The sequence below is a fragment of the Serratia sp. C2(1) genome (genome assembly GCF_036352655.1).
Lineage (GTDB): Bacteria > Pseudomonadota > Gammaproteobacteria > Enterobacterales > Enterobacteriaceae > Serratia > Serratia inhibens.
In genome coordinates this window covers 1-19,895 of sequence record NZ_JAZFBA010000002.1, presented here as the reverse complement: position 1 = coordinate 19,895, position 19,895 = coordinate 1, and the positions used below count along the sequence as shown (strand labels likewise).

At 50.3% G+C, this 19,895-nt stretch carries 19 protein-coding genes; 1 reads left to right on the top strand and 18 read right to left on the bottom strand.

The window, feature by feature from the left end; genetic code table 11:
• Positions 1–69 precede the first annotated feature (69 nt).
• From V2S86_RS15590 to V2S86_RS15575, 4 genes are all read right to left on the bottom strand, one after another.
• Positions 70–1,764, bottom strand: a complete 1,695-nt coding sequence (locus V2S86_RS15590; RefSeq protein WP_330763230.1) for a TraI domain-containing protein — start codon at positions 1,762–1,764, stop codon at positions 70–72.
• Positions 1,758–3,212 (bottom strand): UvrD-helicase domain-containing protein, encoded by a 1,455-nt coding sequence (locus V2S86_RS15585; protein WP_330763229.1) that lies wholly within the window; start codon positions 3,210–3,212, stop codon positions 1,758–1,760. The genes V2S86_RS15590 and V2S86_RS15585 overlap by 7 nt, the downstream gene beginning before the upstream one ends.
• A gap of 284 nt (positions 3,213–3,496) precedes the next feature.
• Complete coding sequence (locus tag V2S86_RS15580; protein ID WP_330763228.1) at positions 3,497–4,324, bottom strand: phosphoenolpyruvate hydrolase family protein; 828 nt, start codon at positions 4,322–4,324, stop codon at positions 3,497–3,499.
• Between the two features lie 41 nt (positions 4,325–4,365).
• Positions 4,366–5,577 carry a Tm-1-like ATP-binding domain-containing protein gene (locus tag V2S86_RS15575; RefSeq protein WP_330763227.1) on the bottom strand — a complete coding sequence of 404 codons (1,212 nt, stop codon included), beginning with the start codon at positions 5,575–5,577 and terminating at the stop codon, positions 4,366–4,368.
• A gap of 126 nt (positions 5,578–5,703) precedes the next feature.
• Between V2S86_RS15575 and V2S86_RS15570 the strand changes: the two genes are divergently transcribed.
• Complete coding sequence (locus V2S86_RS15570) at positions 5,704–6,315, top strand: TetR/AcrR family transcriptional regulator (RefSeq protein ID WP_330763226.1); 612 nt, start codon at positions 5,704–5,706, stop codon at positions 6,313–6,315.
• 119 nt (positions 6,316–6,434) lie between these two features.
• Here V2S86_RS15570 and V2S86_RS15565 read toward each other — a convergent pair whose 3' ends face one another.
• From V2S86_RS15565 to V2S86_RS15500, 14 genes are all read right to left on the bottom strand, one after another.
• A complete protein-coding gene (locus V2S86_RS15565) occupies positions 6,435–7,112 on the bottom strand; it encodes an N-6 DNA methylase (RefSeq protein ID WP_330763225.1) in 678 nt (225 codons plus the stop codon).
• A gap of 121 nt (positions 7,113–7,233) precedes the next feature.
• Positions 7,234–8,160 carry a DUF1281 domain-containing protein gene (locus V2S86_RS15560; protein WP_330763224.1) on the bottom strand — a complete coding sequence of 309 codons (927 nt, stop codon included), beginning with the start codon at positions 8,158–8,160 and terminating at the stop codon, positions 7,234–7,236.
• A gap of 382 nt (positions 8,161–8,542) precedes the next feature.
• A complete protein-coding gene (locus V2S86_RS15555) occupies positions 8,543–8,821 on the bottom strand; it encodes a TA system toxin CbtA family protein (RefSeq protein WP_330763223.1) in 279 nt (92 codons plus the stop codon).
• An 11-nt stretch (positions 8,822–8,832) separates the two neighbouring features.
• Positions 8,833–9,840 (bottom strand): ArdC family protein, encoded by a 1,008-nt coding sequence (locus tag V2S86_RS15550; RefSeq protein ID WP_330763222.1) that lies wholly within the window; start codon positions 9,838–9,840, stop codon positions 8,833–8,835.
• A 73-nt stretch (positions 9,841–9,913) separates the two neighbouring features.
• Complete coding sequence (locus V2S86_RS15545; RefSeq protein WP_330763221.1) at positions 9,914–10,516, bottom strand: DUF3085 domain-containing protein; 603 nt, start codon at positions 10,514–10,516, stop codon at positions 9,914–9,916.
• 108 nt (positions 10,517–10,624) lie between these two features.
• The gene (locus tag V2S86_RS15540; RefSeq protein ID WP_330763554.1) at positions 10,625–10,984 is read right to left on the bottom strand and encodes a hypothetical protein; all 360 of its coding nucleotides are present in this window, start codon (positions 10,982–10,984) and stop codon (positions 10,625–10,627) included.
• An 88-nt stretch (positions 10,985–11,072) separates the two neighbouring features.
• Entirely contained in the window at positions 11,073–11,453 is a 381-nt protein-coding gene (locus tag V2S86_RS15535) for a hypothetical protein (RefSeq protein WP_330763220.1), read from the bottom strand.
• 128 nt (positions 11,454–11,581) lie between these two features.
• Complete coding sequence (locus tag V2S86_RS15530) at positions 11,582–11,995, bottom strand: hypothetical protein (protein ID WP_330763219.1); 414 nt, start codon at positions 11,993–11,995, stop codon at positions 11,582–11,584.
• Positions 11,996–12,501: 506 nt separating this feature from the next.
• Positions 12,502–13,398, bottom strand: a complete 897-nt coding sequence (locus tag V2S86_RS15525) for an integrase domain-containing protein (RefSeq protein WP_330763218.1) — start codon at positions 13,396–13,398, stop codon at positions 12,502–12,504.
• A 2,290-nt stretch (positions 13,399–15,688) separates the two neighbouring features.
• Positions 15,689–16,660, bottom strand: a complete 972-nt coding sequence (locus V2S86_RS15520) for a GlxA family transcriptional regulator (protein ID WP_330763217.1) — start codon at positions 16,658–16,660, stop codon at positions 15,689–15,691.
• 54 nt (positions 16,661–16,714) lie between these two features.
• Positions 16,715–17,428 carry a cysteine hydrolase family protein gene (locus V2S86_RS15515; protein ID WP_330763216.1) on the bottom strand — a complete coding sequence of 238 codons (714 nt, stop codon included), beginning with the start codon at positions 17,426–17,428 and terminating at the stop codon, positions 16,715–16,717.
• Between the two features lie 194 nt (positions 17,429–17,622).
• Positions 17,623–18,087 carry a hypothetical protein gene (locus V2S86_RS15510; RefSeq protein ID WP_330763215.1) on the bottom strand — a complete coding sequence of 155 codons (465 nt, stop codon included), beginning with the start codon at positions 18,085–18,087 and terminating at the stop codon, positions 17,623–17,625.
• 85 nt (positions 18,088–18,172) lie between these two features.
• Positions 18,173–19,147 (bottom strand): hypothetical protein, encoded by a 975-nt coding sequence (locus tag V2S86_RS15505; RefSeq protein ID WP_330763553.1) that lies wholly within the window; start codon positions 19,145–19,147, stop codon positions 18,173–18,175.
• A 119-nt stretch (positions 19,148–19,266) separates the two neighbouring features.
• Positions 19,267–19,542: a hypothetical protein gene (locus V2S86_RS15500; RefSeq protein ID WP_330763214.1), complete on the bottom strand. Its 276-nt coding sequence runs from the start codon at positions 19,540–19,542 to the stop codon at positions 19,267–19,269.
• Positions 19,543–19,895 lie beyond the last annotated feature (353 nt).

Genomic DNA, 19,895 nt, shown 5'->3' with positions numbered 1-19,895 from the left:
GTGTATTTATCCACTCACAATTTGTCAGTAGTGCCCAACATCTTATGAGCGACTCACTGCATCAAACGACTATGGGATCACGAGAAACTGGCTGTCCTCTGGTACTCTTGTCCCGCCATATAAACTATTCGCCTTAATCAGGTAACCATTGATACGACGATATGGGCCCACTCCCTCTGGCTTTTGATAAAGATGGCCAATAAAGAATCTCTGCCCCTTACGGATCCGATGTCTACCCAGTTTTTCAAACGCCTTTTGGATTGAATTTCGGTCAACGCCCTCTACATTATTTTCTTTGATATACAGATGAAAAATATCTGGCACGCAGAGAAATACGAAGCCACTGACAATATGCGCCCTGGAATTCATGGCATTAATTGATACATCCCCTTTCTTGACTCCAAGACTCAACCACTGCAGGAAGGCATTCCCAATATTATTTTCTGCGGTCGCATTATCTACCTCGTTATTTTCTTCTACCTGTGCTTTCTTTGATGAATGTTGAAGCTCCGAAACAACCGTTGTATCTGTGATCTCCGATATAACTGGTTCTATTACGTCTGGTAAATCATGCCTATCTTCAATTACAGTGGTCAGGTCATGTACCGGTGCCTGATTTTCTTCGGGAATGGGGCTCTCTTTTTGAGGGGCGTCTCCCTTTTCCTGGCTATCCAGGCAAGCCGGTACTGACACCTCAACGGCCATTAATGACAACAGGGCCTGCATATCTTCCTCGATGACGACCTCAGTTTCAGGTGACAGGACCATCTCGGCCAAAGCCTGATCGTTGACTGGCGCATCCAGAGCCGAGCTCAGTAATACCTCCGTTGCTGATGCTGCATTTTCTTCGGGCTGATTTAATGTCTCTGCCGGCAGTTGCTCCTCAACGAGCGGAGGGTTGGTGCTACTGACTGCACTTTGCAAATCAACCTCGGGCACTGATGAGCTAGTCGGCGCCACCGACGATAAGGCTACTGTTAATGTGTCGGAGATAGCTGCCAGCGAGGACGTGACGGACAGGCTATCGCCGCGCGCCAGCTTGGCCGCCTCCTGGATAATGTCATCTATCACTGGTAAAGCGCTGGGCTGCCGGGAAGCGACCATCATCAACGCGTGTGTAGCCGCCGGCAGCGTTGTTAGCCAATCGATTACCTCTGCAGGCAACAGACGGGCCGCAATCATCGCACTCTGACTTGTCGTCAATGTCGGGTCTGGCGGAATCGCACTGAAACGAAAGCGGTAAGGTTCACTCGGCACTGTCAGACCGGGTAACCAGGCACGGCCACTTTGGGACTCACCCTGCAGCTGGCTCAACAACGGCAGGTAGTGCCAAAGCGCAGCGTAAAACACCACAACATTCCATTGTACATTCTGGGCCGATTGTTCTTCCGACGCGGCTCCGGGAGGCAGCATGTGCCCTTTGGCCAGGCGAACTGCATACGTCGTCGTCTGCAGGGTGACATCAACCAACCCCCCTTTCCTGGCGTACTCGCCCAATGGCGCTGCCGGCAACACCTGCATCAACGTGACCAGCTTGTAAAGTGGTTGCAGGTAAAACTGCTCGTACAAATCCTTCGGCAGTGCACTGTTCTCCCACAGCTGCTGCAGACACTGTTTACGGGCTGGCATATCCAACAGTTGCGTGACGGACTGCGGCATAAAATACCCCGCCGGTCCCGCAGCTGATGAGGGATGGGATAAGGCTTTGCTCTTAGCCGGCACCGCTCGGGTGCCGACCAACAGCGCCTTGATTGCCTTCAGCATACTGCTGTGCCCCCTTCTCTATCATCCTCGGCTTCTTCGTCGAGAAGCGCCTGCAGCAACGCGTTCGTGACCAGGGTTTTCCGCGCGCGGGTGACGGCCACATACAGCAAATTGGTCTCATCGGTGCGCTCATCCTCTGGCAAAAGCGGATCGGTGATATCGGTAAAGTCTTCATTCAGGGCAACTACCGGCCACTCCAGACCTTTACTGCGGTGTGCTGTAGAGACTGTGACCTGGGCTGCACTCTCGTCAGTTACCGCATGCTCGCGCATCACCTGCAACTTCTGCGGCAGTGGGAAGTACTGATCAAGAAGCCGTAGTCCCTGGTTCATTTCCGGATCTTTGCTCGCTTTGGCTACCGACTCGTATTCCTCAAAATCACGGTATCCTCGTGACAATGCCGGCGAGCGCATACGTTCGGGCATATCTGCAGAAAACCAGTACAGGTCCTCCAGCTCCTCGGTCTTGTAGCCCGTAATGTCACCCACCCAAAACACCTTTTTGCCGGCCAGGCTGGCGTCAAGTGCTGTGCCAATCACACCGGCAACAGTACGGCTTAACACCGTGACGTGCTGAGCCTGGGTTTCCTCCGTCAGACAGGACACCACACAGTCCTCTCCGCCATCACCGATAACAGGCAGAGTTTCGCCCTGGCGGGCCAGCAGCATGTTGGCCACTCGGGCTACCGCCGGTCCAAACCGGAAACTGTGGGTCAGGTTCAACCGTTCTGCATCAATCAGTGCCGGTGCATCCAACGCGTTCTCGGCGCCACGAAAGCGAAATATCTGTTGATGACGGTCGCCGACCAACACCACATTACAGCGCTGCGTCAGCACCAGGGCTTGCGTGACCGGATTAACGTCCTGCGCCTCATCAAACAGCAGCGTCTGACAGCGGCGTGATAGGTCTGGCTGAGAAAGTTGGTATAGCTTGAGATAGACATCATGCGTGACAGGAAAAGAGCCGTCCTGGCGCGCGGATTCTCGCCAAAGCAGTTGCGTCGCGGCCAGAATTTTCACCGCTGACAACCCGCATCGGGCGTCCTCATCGGGCAGGTGTTGTGGCCCGAAGTCGTTGTCGGCACTACACAGAAAAGCATTGAAGGTGGTGATGGCGACCCGGGTTAACGGCCAGTGTCGGGTATTGAGCAGACGGGCGACATCAGTGATCCGCAGATTTCCCGTTAGCCGCTTCTCGTAATGTCGGCCGAAATTTGGCCAGGCCAACTGGTGTGAGGTCATGCACACAACATTAAACGGGAATTTTTGAACCGCCTCATCCCTGACAGCACGGCTATAGGCGAGATAAAGCATCCTGATGTCGGGATTAGCCAGTGCAAAGCGCACGAGTGTGGACGTTTTGCCCGTGCCGGCAAACGCCCTGATGACAAGGCGGTGACCAGACCAACCGATGACGGCGGCCTGTTCAGGCGTATCAGAATAAGACATCAGCAACACTCCATAAAGTCCAGACCGACGCTATGCTGCGCAGGTAGGAACGATACGCACCACAGAAAATTCTTTTCCCAAAAGAAAAGATTTACTGTAGGCAGGCGTATTCGGGTTGATATACCGTTATCAATCCAGTGCTGTTGTGTAATCTGGTCACGCAAAGCCCATGAATAAGCCGGGCGACCCCAGGCTTATTCATGGGAAAAGATATTTAAATTATTATTAAGGTGGCCGAGCTATATATTTATCCACCCTTTAATATACGGGTATTAGTTAAATAATTAATGCCGTCTTATTTTTTTAAATTCTTCGACGGTGTTTTTAATCGCTCTTTCAGTCGGCAGTCGCTCCATCGAGCTGGCGCCGTAGAAACCGTGACAATCTGGACAATGCGCCAGGATATAGGCAGCATCTTCCGGCTCGGCAATTGGACCGCCATGACAGAGTACTATCACATCGTCACGCACCGCCTTGGCCGCCCAGGCACAAGCGTTGATAACCGGGATGCAAGATTCGAGGTCTTGGGCGGTTTCGGCACCAATATCACCACCAGTGGTTAACCCCATGTGCACGACTAACACATCAGCACCAGCCCGAGTCATCGCCACCGCATCATCTGGATTGAACACATAAGGGGTGGTCAACATCCCTTTCTCATGAGCCTGGCGGATCATATCCACTTCCAACGCATAGCCCATCCCCGTTTCCTCCAGATTCTTACGGAAATTACCGTCAATAAGTCCGACGGTAGGGAAGTTCTGCACGCCGGCAAACCCCTGGGTCTTGAGTTCATCCAGGAACGGAGAGAAATTGCAGAAGGGATCTGTGCCGCACACACCGGCGATAACTGGTGTGTTTTTAACGATAGGCAAGATTTCGTTACCCATATCACGCACTGTAAGGTTGGCGTTACCGTAGGGCATCAACCCCGCCAGTGACCCACGCCCCGCCATACGGAAGCGACCTGAGTTATAAATAACAATAAGGTCCACCCCGCCGGCTTCTTCACTGCGTGCCGATAAACCTGTCCCGGCACCGGCACCGAGAATGGGTTCGTTCCGGATGACTTTATTTTTGAGTGCTTGGATCAGTGAATTATAGTTTTTCATTAAAGTTTCCCTGGTGCTAACTACTATTAGTCTTTCTGGTATTACAAAATGCTTTTAAACTCCTGTAATACCAATGAAGTAAATTCAGCTGAGTTAATGTGGTGAGGCGTTTTGATTATCCGTCGTTGTGCCGTTTTTACCACCGTCGACTCCAACCCTTCAGCAAAAGCTTGCCTTGCCTGGGGGTCGAAGAACGGTTGGCCTGGAGCATCTAACGCAGAAAATCCGCCTTCTGGAATGATGAAACGTACCGACCCATTGCAAAGGTTGAGCTTGTGTCCAATCCATTCGCCGAGCTGGTAATTTTCCTCTGGTGTTGTGCGCATTAGCGTCACCTGAGCGTTATGTTCGACAAACTGCCGTTGAGCATAACGCTCAGGGATACTGGCTGGTCCGCCAAAATTGATCATATCCAGTGCGCCGGCACTGCCAACCCAGGGCGTCTGGGTCCGAGCAATACAATCCAGCCGGGTTTCCAGGCACGCCAGCACACCACCGAAGAGAAAATCGGCAACCTCAGTTAATGTGATATCCAGAACCCCAATGATTTCGCCATCATCAATCAACGTTTCCATACTAGTTCCGCCATTGCCGGTGGCATGGAAAACAAGCGGATCAAACTGCTTTTCCAGCAAAGCGACCAATTGATTGATACAAGGTGTAGTCACACCGAACATCGTCAGACCCAATACAGGTTTCTGTGCGCTATCTGGAACCGTCACATGATTGACTGCACCCGCAATCATGTTGGCAGCATTGGACAGAATGGTGCGAGAAAGATAATTTAGGCCGTTGAGGTCAGTCACGGTATACAGCATGGCAATATCCGCGCCCCCCACGTATTCAGCCACGTTACCGGAGGCCATCGTGGAAACTATCAGCTTGGGTATACCTATTGGCATCGACTGCATTGCCGCCGAGATCAACGCTGTGCCTCCAGACCCACCTATCCCGATCAAAGCGGAAATGTCGTCTACGGTACTACGAAGAAAATGGGTCAACGCCACAGACATGGCCGTAATCGCTCGACCACGTTCATTGCAGAACACGGCAGCGGCACCGTTCGGATGGTATTCGGCAATCTGGGAAGACGGGATATCTATCTTGCTTCCGGCACTGAGTTCAGTTGGTAGCTGGGTAGAAACGTCGATGATATGAGAGTCCACACCAGCCATATGAAGGCAGGACTTAAGCCAGACCAACTCTTCTAATTTGGTATCTGCTGTGCCTATGACATACACAAACTTGGCCATGCAACTCGCTCCATGATTAGGCGTGAAAGATTAATTCATATCGTACATTGTAAAGCTATGCTAATCTTTAATATCACTCAAGCTATTTTTATCACATATGATATTTTTTATTGAGCGAGACAAATAATGCAACTGTTTGACGAAAACAACCTGTCTCCAGTACGACGCAGAACCCTTGAACGTCTTGTTAATGCGGCACTGACGCTCTATAAGGAAGACAAATTCCCATCCCCGGAAGAGATCACTCGCGAGGCGGAATATGCCAAAGTCACGCTTAGAAGCTACTTCTCCACACACAGCGAATTCGTTGAGTACGTAGTAAAGAGGATTATCGGTTCCTTTGATAAACCGGAAATGGGGGATGACCCCGAAGAGAACATTGCTAGTTTGCTGAGCTGGGGATATGGGGAGTTGAACTCTCACGAAGCCTTGATGCGTGATGCCATGCGTATTGCGCAACAGCGCTGGCAGAGCCAGCACAAGGATGAGGAAGTTGATGAAGACAGCTGGCAGCTTAAAAAGAGTAACCGCCGTGAAGCCCTCTCAGAAGCATTAGCACCACTGGAGTCACAGCTCCCACCGGAAAAAGTGCAAAAGCTGGTTATGCTGATGTCAGTTTTGTACGGTACCGAAGCGATGACCATACTTAAAGATACTTTCGGCCTGGATAAGGACGAAATCATCGTTCTGACAACCTGGGGTGCCAAACTCATGATTCGACAGGCTGCGCTGGACTAAATTGATTACAAAGCAAATAGTTAGAAAATTCGACAATTTTCGAGCAACAGAAGTATTAGTACAATAACGGTAAAAAAGCCGGCAATACGCCGGCATTTGTTAATTCAACCTTTCACTCATTAGGCAACCTGATCTCCCCGCAAGCGTGATGGCCAGTTCCCCAAATAGTGGCCAGGTGTATAGAGTATTCGGCGCCGCTCGTTATGAAGCAAATTGCCAATCACCACTTCCCCTGCTATGCCACAGAGCGACAATTGTATATAGGCCATGCCGGCCGCCAGCGGATCGACATCCGTAGCAGATACCCACATGTGGCGGTGTGACAGATAGCCAGCCTGGTTAAGTATATCGGCGTAGGCCAGGACCATACAGCCGGCACCGCATGCCGGTTCGCCAAGTGTAATGAAGGGTTTCTCCTTGAAAATGGCGTCGACATCTCCCAGTGAAATCTGCGCCATCATCCTGCTGATGTCCCACGGCGTGAAAAACTGACCACGGTACTTGTCACCCAGCTCCAGCCGCATGAAAACCGTCCCCAGGAAGTCAGTGAACCTGGTCATCATGCTTACCGATACCAGGGCCAGCAGTTGCGCTATGCGCGAGACATCCGCTTTCTCATAGCCTTTGATGATCTGCAGGTACTTGTCCTCGCGTTTTTGGTTGAAGCAAAGGCGATTCTCCAATGCGATGACACTACAACTGACAAAGTCCTCAAACACCTTGGCGCGCCGGTGGTAGCGCGCCGTCTCGTTGAAAAGTGATATGAAGGCTTTTTCATGGTTAATAGACCCAGACATACGTGTTCTCCGAAATAAGGGAACACGTATCCCTGGCGGGAAACAATGTTCCCCGAAGGATGAAAAAAGACCACCGGAAAATCCGGTGGCCATCGTTTATCTACAGTGTCGCAGTTGGCGCTTAACTCGCTGCAGCATTATGTGGTAACGGAACGGAATCCTTGTCAGCGTAAGTGAGTTGGATCACTTCACCGCCCAGGAATTCCGGTACTATTCGACCGCCATCAACATGCTCACCGTTATCATAGCGGTCGTAACCGCTGCGGCCGGCTTCTGTCATATGCCAGCTATGCTCGACCTGGCAACTGAACTGCTCAGACAGCATCCCGATAACCTCGCCTGCTGGCGGGTACCACGGGGAATCAAAATGCACCGTCAAGGCATTGATACTGTCACGAACGCAGCCGGCATTATGGCCACATGGCCATTCAACCCCGTACTGACGTCCATACAGATCGGTTGTCGCCGGCACATCACGTAGCAGCGAACCGCCTGCTCCGTTCAGCTCCGCCGCTAGGCGCGTGGGGATCAACATCAGCATGTCGCAAGGAACGGTATACTCGGGCATGTTCCCCAATCGCTCCCAGCAACTGCCAGCATCTACATTGCTGTCAATGCCCACAACACCGAACCAGTCAGCATATTGACGCTCAATGACATCCGATATTCGCGCCTGGGCGAGTGGCGGAATGTTCTCCCACTTGACTGACGCTATCCCGGACTGGCTGTAGAGCCGCTCAATCTGCCGGATATTTTCAGCTGTCAGCGGCGCATCCGCTTTCAGTAGCCAGAACCACTGCTCAAAGGCCAGGTTCTGTACCGACGAAACGCCAGGATGTGCCAGTAAACCGGGATAAGGGACATAAACGCCCGGTTTTACCGTGGCCGGCTTCAATATGCCGGCACAGCCTGCCAGGAACATCCTGCAGCTTTGCTGGATGGCATGGCGGTAGTCAGGCACGACATGGCCATTCACCCACTGCTGCAACTCGTCGACAAACACGGATTGGCCGGTAACAACTAAACGGTTTTTGCACCAGTTCGACATGGTAGTTCTCCTCTTCTTTCAAGAAAAAAAGGAGAGATATCCCCCATTGGGGGAAAGTCTCCCCCGTTGGGTTAGGTGTTACATCATGATGGTCAGGACAAGGGTACTGCCCTGCCCTTAGTGGCTTTGTTCGCCGTAATACGCCCGGTAAACCAGGTGTTCCTCGCTTTCAGCGACTAATCCCAGCAGTACCAATAAACCGCGCTCCCACGAGCCCGGACGTCGGCTACCATCGGCGATACTCGACAGAATGTAATGGATCAGGCTCTCGACATTCTCAAGCTGAACGGCCGCGCCACAGGTCTACTGAAGCTTCAGCATATACACCAGCTCGCTGGCAATCTCAGGGTCAACGGTGATCTGCAGCCCCTTGTTGGTGGTTTTAGTCATCGGTTATCTCCTGTTCTGTTTCACCGATCACGCCCAGTTCTTCCTCCTGGCGCAGAAAGGGTGATGGTGGGGTAAAGGGATGGGTGCCCAGGCGTACCAGGTGGTATTTATCCACCAGGTTGTTGATCGCCTCAAACGGCCGCACACCCACTTCCTGCAAAGCCATCACGCACTCTGCTTCACACAGATCGGTATCGTTTAACGTCAGACCAAAGTATTTGGCCAGTAACCTGCCGGCAATGGTCTGCCAATAGCACTGTTCAATCGTCATCACCTGACTCCTCATGCCGCAACGGCAGGATCGGTTATCACCGGTACCACCAGGGGCTTCAGCAGAAACTCTGACGCCTCACGGGCCTGTTTGGCCGCCCGAAACAGCGCGCGCTTATCCTCACGTAATACCTTAAGCCAATGCTCCAGGTAGCTGTCGTGCTGAACGTCGCCAAAGACGCCAAGCTGTGCGCACATAAATGCACTGCCCAGCTCCGCCACCAGTTCTTCGAACGCGTATACCGGGTCACCGAACGCCCGGGAGGAAGACGTGATCCCCTCCCGGTTCAGCCGTGTTGCATGACCGGTGCTGTGCACCAGTTCATGCAATAACGTCGACCAGTAATCCGCCTCGGTTCGAAATTGCTGAACCTGCGGCAAGACAATCTGGTCGCGGAGCGGAGAGTAAAATGCCCTGTCCTGGTAAACCTGCTCGAACCGAACACCACAGGCATCAACGAGGGTGTTGACCTGAGCCTGCGTTTTCGCATCGACCAACGCCCCCTCCTCTTCCGGCTCCTCTGCGGGCGTAATGCCGACAACGGTTTCCGGGAGGTTGTCGCATTGGGCAACGTTAAACAGGTACAACGGCTTCAGCATGGGTATTCGCGTTATCAGCGGGTTCCCGTCCTCGTCAAACAGCTGCCGGCCGTCAGCATCCTCCACCTGCTTGTCCCAGGGTTTGAATACCACGGCCAGGGTCGCGGTTTCGCCGGCGCGCACATGGCCACCAACGGTTTCCGCCTGCTTGTAGGTGAGCCAGCGATTGGAGTGAAAGCCCCTTTCGTCCGCGGCCATCCACAACAACAGCACATTCACACCGCTGTAGTGGTAACCGGTCGTGCCGTTCTGCGGCATGATGGCCGTCGACGCGCCGCGGCCCTTGTCGGTCCGCCAGGGCTTGCGCCAGGGCAAGGTTCCCGTCTCGATGGCGGCAATGATTTTGTCCGTCACCTGCTGATACAGGTCGGGACGTTCTCGACGGGCTTTTGCCGGCCGACGTGATGATGTTTTTTTCATGGAGTGCTCCTCGTAAAAAAGGCGCATTCCTCCCTTGGCGGCGAAGAATACGCCCCAGGGGACAGAAAAATGGTTAGAAAGCGGGGTAACGCAGCGCCCCTTTCGGATTAACGGTGTCAACACGCTGTTTCAGCCGTTCGAACATGGCCAGATAGTCTTCCCGATCGGTGGGCTTTGCCCGCTTGCAATCGGTATGGCAGGCCGTAGCCAGCAGGTTGATGGCACGTTCACGCCAGCTTTTAAACTCATCCTGGCTGACACAGACCGAGTAATGGACCTCGGCCAGTTGCAGCATGCGGGCGGTCATACAACGGAAGTCGGCGACATCAACCCAGTTAACTGCAGCGACGTGCATATAGACCGTCTCGGGTAACAGGTGTATCCAGAGTTCATGCCCTTGCGACAGTATTCGTTCGATGCAACTGTCGGTCAGCACCAACACCTCGCCAAAGTCATCGCCGCCGACAAGCTGCCGGGACGTCTCATACCAGGCATCATCCTTTTGGGGATGGCAACCGTCGGCATACGCCAGGTGTTTAATACGCCCTGTGTCGTCTCGCTCACCCACGGCTGGCATCAGATAAACGCCGTCGTCTTTGGCCAACACCAGCGCACACTGATTGGCACGGATTTCAGCAACGACAGCGCGCAGTTCTGCAGGGTCAAAATGCAACATGGTAAGTCTCCTGTGTTCTGGAGACGGACTTCCCTGGGAGGGGAAGGCCCCTCCAGGGAAAATCAGTTAAATGATGGCTGTTGCGAACAACAATACTGACTGTGCGTACTACATGGGGGTGAGCAGGTTCACTTGTTCCTGTTCGATCTCTGCGTCATTACACCCTTCATCAAAGCAGCGCTTCCATACTGCCGGATCGATATCGGTGCCGAGTGTGTGCAGTACGTTGATAAGAGGCTCGCACGCTGAGCTGTCGAAGCGACCCCCATACCAGGCAAAACCAAAACGGTAGGCGGCATTAGCTACCCCACATTGGTTAAGCGAGTAGGCTTCACCCTCGCCCTTTTCATTACCTGTATCGAGACGCATCAGCGCGCGTACCGCCAACAAATGCCCTTCCAGGTTCGCCAGATCGCACAAATCCTGAGTAAGTGACTGAGGCGCTGTTGTTAAAAAGGCTACGTTCATATTCACGATAAATCCTCCAGAAATAATGAAGGGGGATTTATCCCCGAACGGGAATAAATCCCCGTCAGGGTGTGTTACTGCCTACCGCTTACGCCGCCGGCATGCATACCAGGTGTTTTACACCGTAATAGTAACGATGACGCAGACAGAAAAACTGCTTTGCAAGCTGTTCAGCCGCACGCAGCGCTGCGACCTGAGAGGGGAAGAGGGTCGTAAAGCATTTATAGTCGTAGGAAAAATCCCCCTTGTGATAACCGTTACGCGAAACGACAGTCGCTCCCCAGCCGCCGGAAGTCATTGGGTAAATAACGGCTTTACAGCTGACATTACCTGTTTCGTTGGTGAACCACTCGGTATCAATGAGGTCCTCCGCACTTGGCTGGCTCCGTTGTATTCGGTGCCAAAACGCGCGCAGACGGTCTATGAGTTGGAGTTCTGGCTGATAAGGCCATTGTGAAAGTACAGACATGGTGTTTCTCCTGTAAAAAAGGGAAACACCGATCCCAGGGGAAAGGTATTTCCCTGGGGAACTGATTGCTGAAAGCGCAATCAGACGATGGTTAAAGGTGTGGGTTCAACAAATACTGCTTTGTATCCTCAGAACTCCGCATACTCTGGATAATCCGAGCCTATGTCATTCGCGTAAGCATCGTCATAACCACTTTGCCAACCACACTGCCACAGTTCCGGGTCGAGTTGGTTGCCCAGCTTAATCGCTTGCCGCAAACCCATTCGCAGGAGCCGCTGATTCACACGGTCATAAAATTGACGGTGTCCCAACGCATGTGCTGCCCAGAACACAGTTTTATCGATAGTCAGTTTATCCTCGGAACTCCGCATACTCTGGATATTCCGAGCCGCCTGTTCGAGGTCGACAAGAATACGTTGCAAAAGCAATGCATCCTCTTCCAGTCTTGCCAAGCTGACTCCGACACTCACGTGAGGAAGCAGCTGTTCAGTCTGGTGTTTCACAAATGAAACAACGACACAGAGAAGGTTCGTTCTGTTCATGGTGTCAGTCCTGATAGAAAGACGAATAACACCAGCCCTGACGGGATAGGTTTTCCGTCAGGATAAGTACAGAGGGGGATGGTTATAACAACAGGGACAATTAAGCCCTGGAAGGTAAAGCGCAGATGTTAACAGCCTTAATCACCATACGGTGATATCTACTCTCAAAGGCGGGCAGATGTACTACACCGTAAACGGCGTGCTCCCTTTCAAGCTACGGAAGCGTTCTTTTATCACTACCCGAAGGTGGTCCTCACAAGTGACTGGACCATTGGTGGCTGTCGACTGACAGCTAGGTCACCCGAAGGCGCTCATCACAGACCCACTGAGCATTGGTGGTTGTCCGAAGACAACGAGTAAGCATGTTTATTTTCAGAGCAAACTGCTGATCTGTCAAGTGGCCTTGCTCACTCGTTTTGGAATAATACTTTCTTATTACCTAATTACGTAACGTCTCAGAACCATTATAATTATGAGGTCGCAGCCCTGTGAGAGCTGCGACCGTTTCACACTACCCATTCGATATTATTTTTAAAATAAACTTGTTTAATATATCGCCCACGGCCGTCACCATGTCCTAAATCCATCGAGACTAATGCATTTGCCTCATCTCGACTCATACCATTATTAACGTGATGGGTTACTGCATCCTTGGCATAAGCATATCGTAAACTATGAGGTGCATCCTTACCGGTCATACCAGCCTCTCGAACAATATTTCTGTATCTCTCTATCGCTGTATGTAGCGAAGGCTTATCAATCAACTTACCGTTATGTGAATCGCAATGTTTTATCGCCTTATCCAAAACAGATAAAACTTTCTCACGGTTAAAAACTGTTGTATCTCGGGGGCGACCACCCTTTGTCCCGAAAACCACCTTCACCCTATCGTTACCATTTAAAATGGCTTGCTTCCAGGTTTTTAGCGATTTGGCCGACTGAACCGTCTCCTCCGTTCTCAGCCCCAAATAACGAGATAATTGCACGCCAATTGCTACCCCTTCGTCCTTTTTAAAAACATGGCTAACAATTGCCGATAACTTACCATCGGGGAGTGGTGTTTTCGTCCCGTCACGACTTGCTCCTGATATACCCAGCGCCTGATTACTCAACTTATCATGCGAAGGGTCTGCGAGCTTATTTCTCCCCGCTGCTGACATGATCGAACGGACCGAAGCCATTTCATTTTGGAGCGTACGTATTGATATATTTTCAGCCTTACGACTATTAATATACTTTTCGATATGTGACGTCTTAACATGTTTAATGTCACGGATCTGGATATTTAATTTCGCAAGACGTTTAGAAAAACGTTCCGCTATTCTCGAACGATCAGCGACGGTTTTAAAACTCCCCCGTCCCTGGCGGGCGAGAGTAACCAGCTGCTTACTGAGTTTTGACATCGATTCTCCTCCCACGGGATACACAACCCTCTGCTTTCCACAAAGCAGACGGATCTGTATCCTGATAATTTCAACCCCGACGACACGGTTACTTTTGCGCTTCCTACGTCTCGACTGGTATCTGTGCATCGGGGCGGCGAAATGTTGAGTTATTTCGAGGCTCCCCAGGTCTCTGACCTGTTCGCGGCTTTCGCCGGCCTGACGTTAGTCAGTCTGCCTCCACACACTACTGTTCGTAGTGTCGCCATCGATACCGAGTCGATTTCCTCCTTTTAGATAGTGAAACGTTCAAAACGGTGTTTTCCGTTGTAATTACGTTGAAGTGAATGAGTGTTTAAACCGTACTGACACGGACTACGCGTTGGTCAGATGGTAGTAAAACGTTGAAAGCCACGTCGTGCGTGGGTTGAGACGTTATGCGCTACGCGCGTCACTTGGTAGTGTCTTCGCCACTTCACAAGTGACGCGCGATCCTCTGCTCCCAATGAGACTCACGTAAGCAGCCAAAGGTACCCATTGGCTTTATACGTTCGTTCAAAGGTTGCATCGTCAGCAACACGTCATTAAAGCCTTTAACAGCTTTAAAGAAGTAAGCAATTTCAGTCAGTTGTGACTGGTTTATCCAGGCAAGGACTGCCCAATGTAGATGTGTGCCTGGCGAGTTAGCACCAAGGCATTGAGATGACTTTTCAGCAGCCTTAACCGCTCCGAATACTACGTTGGGTGAGCGATATCTGCTCCCAAAGGCGGGCAGATGTACCACACCATAGCTGGCGTGCTCCCTCTCAGGCTACGGAAGCTTTCTTTTGCCATCACCCGAAGGCGATCCTCGCAGATGGCCAGATCATTGGTGGCTGTCTATCGACAGCAGGGTCACCCGAAGGCGCTCATCACAGACCCACTGAGCATTGGTGGTCGTCCGAAGACGACAGCATCGCTCAGCTAGCTTAAGCGATAATATCCTACATAGTCAATTATCGTTATCCACACACTCACAGCTAAAGTATTTCTACCTTCCCGCCATCTTATTTTGAACGCGGATAGGGTTGATAATATTTTCAATTTTCACTTTAAAAGTTTCTTCAAACCCAGTTTGCAAGACTGCCTTATTCATATCATTTACACCTCATATTTATTTAAAATAACTTATAGCTATTTAACCAGGTTTAAATAGTGGCATTGCTAATTTAATATCCTTAGCAATTTAAAATTTTAATCATCCATCCAGATTAAATCAACCAATAATTCAAAGACAAAATTAACATCTATTAATTTTTAATTACCCATGTAATTTAAAGCTGGATTTATTATTTTAGCCAACTGCAAGAGAAACTATAAATAGAGTTATGTGAAAATTATAATCGTTCTCGCAGAATATTTAAAAAGAAGTTACATACAACATTCCCTACCCAATAAATTAAATGTTTCCAGTATGGATCCAACTTTCCGACAATGCCATTAGCTTCACGCTATTTTTTGTACGAATGATAATCTTGAAAGAGCGTCAATTGCAACTCACATCCGCTACGAAAATAACACAACGCAGACTACAACTGCACCGTAATCCATCCTAAATTATATAAACCTGATAATTACACCTTATCCTTACTTTGAATTACAGGAGCACTGAATAAAAACCTTCCACATCTTAATATTACAAAAACAACCCCGTTCAAAATGACCTACACCCCCCTAAATACCACCTTATTTTTAGCTAGCCATGTGTGCTTTAATATTTAGGAAACCTGAACAATTTTTATTATTAAGTGATGCTAAATATTTCGTAAATTTTCATCTAAATTATATGGCGACATCCTATAATTCCTCAATGACTTAAATTTTCGTGTCTACGAGCCAACTTTAAGCTAGAAAATTTGTGCGTACTAGTAGGTATTGATGAGGCTATACTCGTTAACGAATCTCACAATATAAGAGTGGTACTTACCCCTTCATTTACAACGATGTGCATGCTCATCAGAGTAATTAATATTCCTGAATGCTATTTTTATATCTTGGACGCTGATTTTTCAGAAAAGGTACTACAGTTATACCTAGAATGAATAACGCATGTATCAAAACAAGAGCTCTCGGCCATGATGAAATCTTTATCTCATCTCTTAAGCAATTGGTGACTACTTTGGGAGCTATGCGTTGACTGAGCTAAATAGCCGTTCCAAAGAGTAGATCACAAGATTTAATCGCTCTGACCAATCTGGCCGGGATCTCAAAAAGTGCATGGAACTAAAGCGAGCCTATTTACACCTAATTAGTGTCCGATTTTAGTTGACCATTACACTGGATGGCTTGTACTAAACTTATTACCACGTAACTTATGCCGATAGCGCGATGGAGACGTTTTAAGATGTTTAAGAAAGTGCCGCCGCAGCGAGGTCGTGGAGGGGAAACCGACTTTCTCAGCGATAGTTTCTACTGAGCAATCGCTCTTCTCCAGCAAACGCTGTGCAGCGATGAGCCGCTGATTCAGCACCCAGGGCGAAAAGCTGGTTCCGGTGGTTTGTTGGAAACGGCGCGTAAAGCTACGGCGGCTCATACAGGCTTTTTTTGCGACGTCATCTAACGAGAGACCTTGATGAAGGTTTGCCATGGCCCATGCCAGCGCCAGAAAAAAGTTGTCTCCTTGGCGGGTATTTTGTACCGGAAGCTCGACATACTGCGCTTGCCCGCCTTGTCGGTGAGGTGGCACGACCAACTGCTGCGCTACCTGTATCGCCATGTCGGCTCCCCAGTATTTTCTCACCAGATGCAGACAGCAATCGATGCTGGCGGCGGTCCCGGCCGAGGTCACCACATCTCCTTCGTCGAGGTAAAGCACGTCATTGGCAGTATGTACGGCTGGATAACAGCGCTGAAAGTCGGGCAACCAGCGCCAGTGAGTGGTTGCCTGACGATGATGCAGCAACCCCGCCGACGCCAGCACGAACGCTCCCATGCAGAGGCCGACGAGGGTGGCCCCGCCGGCATGCGCATTGCGCAAGGCATCCAACAGAGAAGGTTCCGGTTGACGGGCCGGATTGTCCCAACTGGGTACGATCACCATATCCATACCGCTCAGCGCACTGAGCCCAAGGTTTACCACGATGGAAAATCCGGCATTGGTTTTCAACTCCCCCGGTTCGGCGGCGCAAATGGTCAGTTCGCACAGCGGCGTACCTTCGGGTGTCAGCACCTTTTCAAATACCGCAAAAGGCACCGAAAGGTGAAAGGGAATGATACCGTCGAAAACCACGATGCCTATTTTCATGCGTAATAGCGCCTGTTGAAGCGCGTGCTGCCCGGGAGCGGCATGCGCTGAACCTTATTTTGTCACCGGCAGCGCCAGGATGCCTGCGGTGGTTTTGATTTCCGCAAACACATCCGCCACACCGGCCAGTGCTGCACGCTGCAAGATGCGGTGATCGACCACGCCGCCTGCGCCGTCATCAAGATCGCGCGTCGCCGTCGCGTCTTCCGGGATCAGAACGTCATAACCGAGAGGTACCGCGTCGCGTGCGGTCGAAGAGATGCACATGTGCGTCATCAACCCGGCCACGATCAACGTTTTGATACCTTGCTTCTTCAACTGTGCGTCCAGATCGGTGCCGACAAACGCGCTCGGCGTTGTTTTGGTGATCACCGAGTCGCCTTTGGCCGGTTGCAGCGCTTGATAAAACTCAGCATAGATCGAGCCTTCGGCAAATAACGGGCCATTGGCGGGACCCTGGTGCCGTACAAAATAGACTCGCATGCCGTTTTGGCGGGCGAATGCGACCAGCTTTTTACTGTTAACTAGCACTTTGTCCCCATCAGGGATCACCATCTTGCCGCGGAAGCCGCTGCCTGAATAATATTCATTCTGGATATCCACCACGATCAGCGCTGTTTTGCCGGCGGATAAGGTGCTGGTCGCGGGAACGCCAGACATGGCTCTGATCGTTTTGGTATTCACGTTCTCTTTCTCCTGAGCAAACGCATTGAATGAAGTGGCACCCATCATGGCGACCAGCAAGGTGGCATGAACAAAAGTTTTCATCTGTACTCTCCCGTTAACGATAAGTTCGGGAGCCATTATTTCCCATATGCCTATCGTGCAGGAGTAGGGCCGATGACCAAATTCGGTACTTTTGGGCCAAATCAGTACGCAGCCACCGGTTGGGCCTAATAAGTCGTGTTAGCGATAGATGATGGCTGCTTTCTCATCAGGATGCATTGTATGAAAAGCGTCTTTTATTTATTGTTGAACTCTATCGTTTCGCTAACTCCACTTAAAAAGTAAAAGGTGAATTTCGTTGTGTCTTTGTCATGCACACTACGAAAATCTTTCAGGGGATAACATCCGGTAGTGAATCGGCTCGCATAGGGGACTGCGTTTGTTTTTTTTATCGCTACCCATGTAGTGTAAGGACAAGGGGATGTTTCTTTTTGCGCTAAAAATAGATAATAAGGTGTATCCATCAAAAAATTGTAATCTCTGATGTCGCCCGCACTTTGAACCAACACACTTTTTCCATTGCCCCCACAATTATTGCACTGCAACTGGTTGTCTTTCGTGCTGTCCAATGTGACACGATAAGGCAATTCCAGCTTACCGGTCAGTTCTTGATATAACTCGAATGATGCATGGCTTGAGAACGATAATAACAATACAAGTGTGGGAACGGTTGACGAAAAAAACCTTATAACTGACCACATAAACATCTCCTGATGTGTGAATGAATCTGATTGCGCACAGGTCCTTAAGGAGCGGCCTTTAATCGCTTTTCAATAAGAGCGTACATTAATCTGCGGCGGTTTTCACATTGCTATCAGTAGCCAGCCAGGGGGACTGAGTGCTCCAGAAAATGACATCGGCATTAAGGTAGCTTTCCGCAAACTGCACGAATTCAGCCTTGCTGAAGGGATGGCCCGTTTCAGGATTTGTGTAGGTTAAGGTGGGTTCTTGCACGGCCATGGCGACGAGCGGCAGTTTATGGCCGTATTGATGGAAGAAAGGATAGGCGTTCTTCATCTGCGCCTTATGGTTGGGAACAATATCCGGCCCACCCAGACCAATGTTATTTGCGCTGGCGAAGGCGAATAAGCGCCCCATGTAGTTGTGGTTGTTGTTCCATTCACAGGGCCAAAAATTAACATACTGCACCACATGCGATTTACGGAATGCCTGGCGTGCAAAGACCAGGTTCGCCATTTCACCGGCGAAATACGTATCGCAGGAAAAACCAATAGGCGGTTTTTTCTCGTTGATGTCGATGGCGGTTTCCGGCAGATTCACCCCGTAGATGCGGCCGTCGAAGCGTGCCGCCAGCGCCGCCAACAGCGCCTGATAGCGTTCGCGCACGGCGGGATCCCATTGCCGTGCGACCCAGCCAGAGCCTACGGGCTTCCCTTCCCCCGGGTTATCGAACTGCGGCGCCAAGCCACCTCCATAGCGAAGCTCTTTGAGCAGGTAGTCGGGAACGTAGCGGGCATGGGCTTCGAAGAAACGGTCCTGAATCTGAATGAACAGTTTTTTTCCCGTTCCGTTCAGCAAGGTGAGATCGCGTTCAATCTGCGAGAAATTGTATCTGTCCTTAACCGGTTCGAGGGAACGCCAGTTGTAGACAATTTGCGCGCCGCCAATATCTGGCCGCGCCAAAATACCCGAAGCCGCCTCAAGTTCTCCGGAACTAGTGTACACGAAGTTCACCGGTGTTTTGGCCCACACCGGTGAAGCAGCAAAAATGGCGGTGCCAAGCAGCAGGCTTAGCCTCATATTGTGTTTCACGCGCAACTCCTTTGTCGGGTAGTGGAACAGGAAAGGTGATAACCAAGACAGACTATTCATTCTAAATATCCATCACGACAAAATTTGTTTTGACAACGAACAACACATTAACGATAGATCACGAGCGCAATGGCCAGCGTCTTTTCGTTATTCAAGTACTGTAGTTCACTGCTGGAGATAATAGCGACACTATTTACCGAACGATCGTTACGAGCCGAGCAGTCGATATTGAGCTGGTTTCTCTGATGATTAATCTGGCAAGCAGGTTCGACAATTGTTCCGCGAAAATGGATCGTGCCGGACAGTGCTGCCTGAGCTGGCACGGTGGAAATAAGGTAAAGGGTGATGTTTATTATGAAATAAGGCAGGTTAATTCTTTTCATTATCGGCGTCCTTTAATTTTATGCAAAGAGTGAGTTGCGAAAATCATGAAAATAAGATGCAGGGATGGTAGGTGAATTCTGAGTAGCTTTATATCAGGGAAGGATGCTTTTATTGTAGGGAAAGGATGACATTGGATTACTTTGTTAGGTTCTTGCAAATTTATTCACTTATTTCTAGTATTTATAAACTATAGACTAGGTGGAGTAATGAAGTGTAGTGGCATAGTGAATTTGGCCACCTAAATAGAGGTGATATCATCACCTCACAGTCAAAACAGGTGACATTATGACCGGTCGTAACAGACGCAATTTTAGCCCCGAGTTTCGCCTCGAAGCTGCCCAGCTTGTACTCG

Coding starts and splice junctions, on each gene's coding strand:
- V2S86_RS15590 (WP_330763230.1), bottom strand. CDS start 1,764: ATGCTGAAGGCAATCAAGGCGCTGTTGGTCGGCACCCGAGCGGTGCCG.
- V2S86_RS15585 (WP_330763229.1), bottom strand. CDS start 3,212: ATGTCTTATTCTGATACGCCTGAACAGGCCGCCGTCATCGGTTGGTCT.
- V2S86_RS15580 (WP_330763228.1), bottom strand. CDS start 4,324: ATGAAAAACTATAATTCACTGATCCAAGCACTCAAAAATAAAGTCATC.
- V2S86_RS15575 (WP_330763227.1), bottom strand. CDS start 5,577: ATGGCCAAGTTTGTGTATGTCATAGGCACAGCAGATACCAAATTAGAA.
- V2S86_RS15570 (WP_330763226.1), top strand. CDS start 5,704: ATGCAACTGTTTGACGAAAACAACCTGTCTCCAGTACGACGCAGAACC.
- V2S86_RS15565 (WP_330763225.1), bottom strand. CDS start 7,112: ATGTCTGGGTCTATTAACCATGAAAAAGCCTTCATATCACTTTTCAAC.
- V2S86_RS15560 (WP_330763224.1), bottom strand. CDS start 8,160: ATGTCGAACTGGTGCAAAAACCGTTTAGTTGTTACCGGCCAATCCGTG.
- V2S86_RS15555 (WP_330763223.1), bottom strand. CDS start 8,821: ATGACGATTGAACAGTGCTATTGGCAGACCATTGCCGGCAGGTTACTG.
- V2S86_RS15550 (WP_330763222.1), bottom strand. CDS start 9,840: ATGAAAAAAACATCATCACGTCGGCCGGCAAAAGCCCGTCGAGAACGT.
- V2S86_RS15545 (WP_330763221.1), bottom strand. CDS start 10,516: ATGTTGCATTTTGACCCTGCAGAACTGCGCGCTGTCGTTGCTGAAATC.
- V2S86_RS15540 (WP_330763554.1), bottom strand. CDS start 10,984: ATGAACGTAGCCTTTTTAACAACAGCGCCTCAGTCACTTACTCAGGAT.
- V2S86_RS15535 (WP_330763220.1), bottom strand. CDS start 11,453: ATGTCTGTACTTTCACAATGGCCTTATCAGCCAGAACTCCAACTCATA.
- V2S86_RS15530 (WP_330763219.1), bottom strand. CDS start 11,995: ATGAACAGAACGAACCTTCTCTGTGTCGTTGTTTCATTTGTGAAACAC.
- V2S86_RS15525 (WP_330763218.1), bottom strand. CDS start 13,398: ATGTCAAAACTCAGTAAGCAGCTGGTTACTCTCGCCCGCCAGGGACGG.
- V2S86_RS15520 (WP_330763217.1), bottom strand. CDS start 16,660: ATGAAAATAGGCATCGTGGTTTTCGACGGTATCATTCCCTTTCACCTT.
- V2S86_RS15515 (WP_330763216.1), bottom strand. CDS start 17,428: ATGAAAACTTTTGTTCATGCCACCTTGCTGGTCGCCATGATGGGTGCC.
- V2S86_RS15510 (WP_330763215.1), bottom strand. CDS start 18,087: ATGTGGTCAGTTATAAGGTTTTTTTCGTCAACCGTTCCCACACTTGTA.
- V2S86_RS15505 (WP_330763553.1), bottom strand. CDS start 19,147: ATGAGGCTAAGCCTGCTGCTTGGCACCGCCATTTTTGCTGCTTCACCG.
- V2S86_RS15500 (WP_330763214.1), bottom strand. CDS start 19,542: ATGAAAAGAATTAACCTGCCTTATTTCATAATAAACATCACCCTTTAC.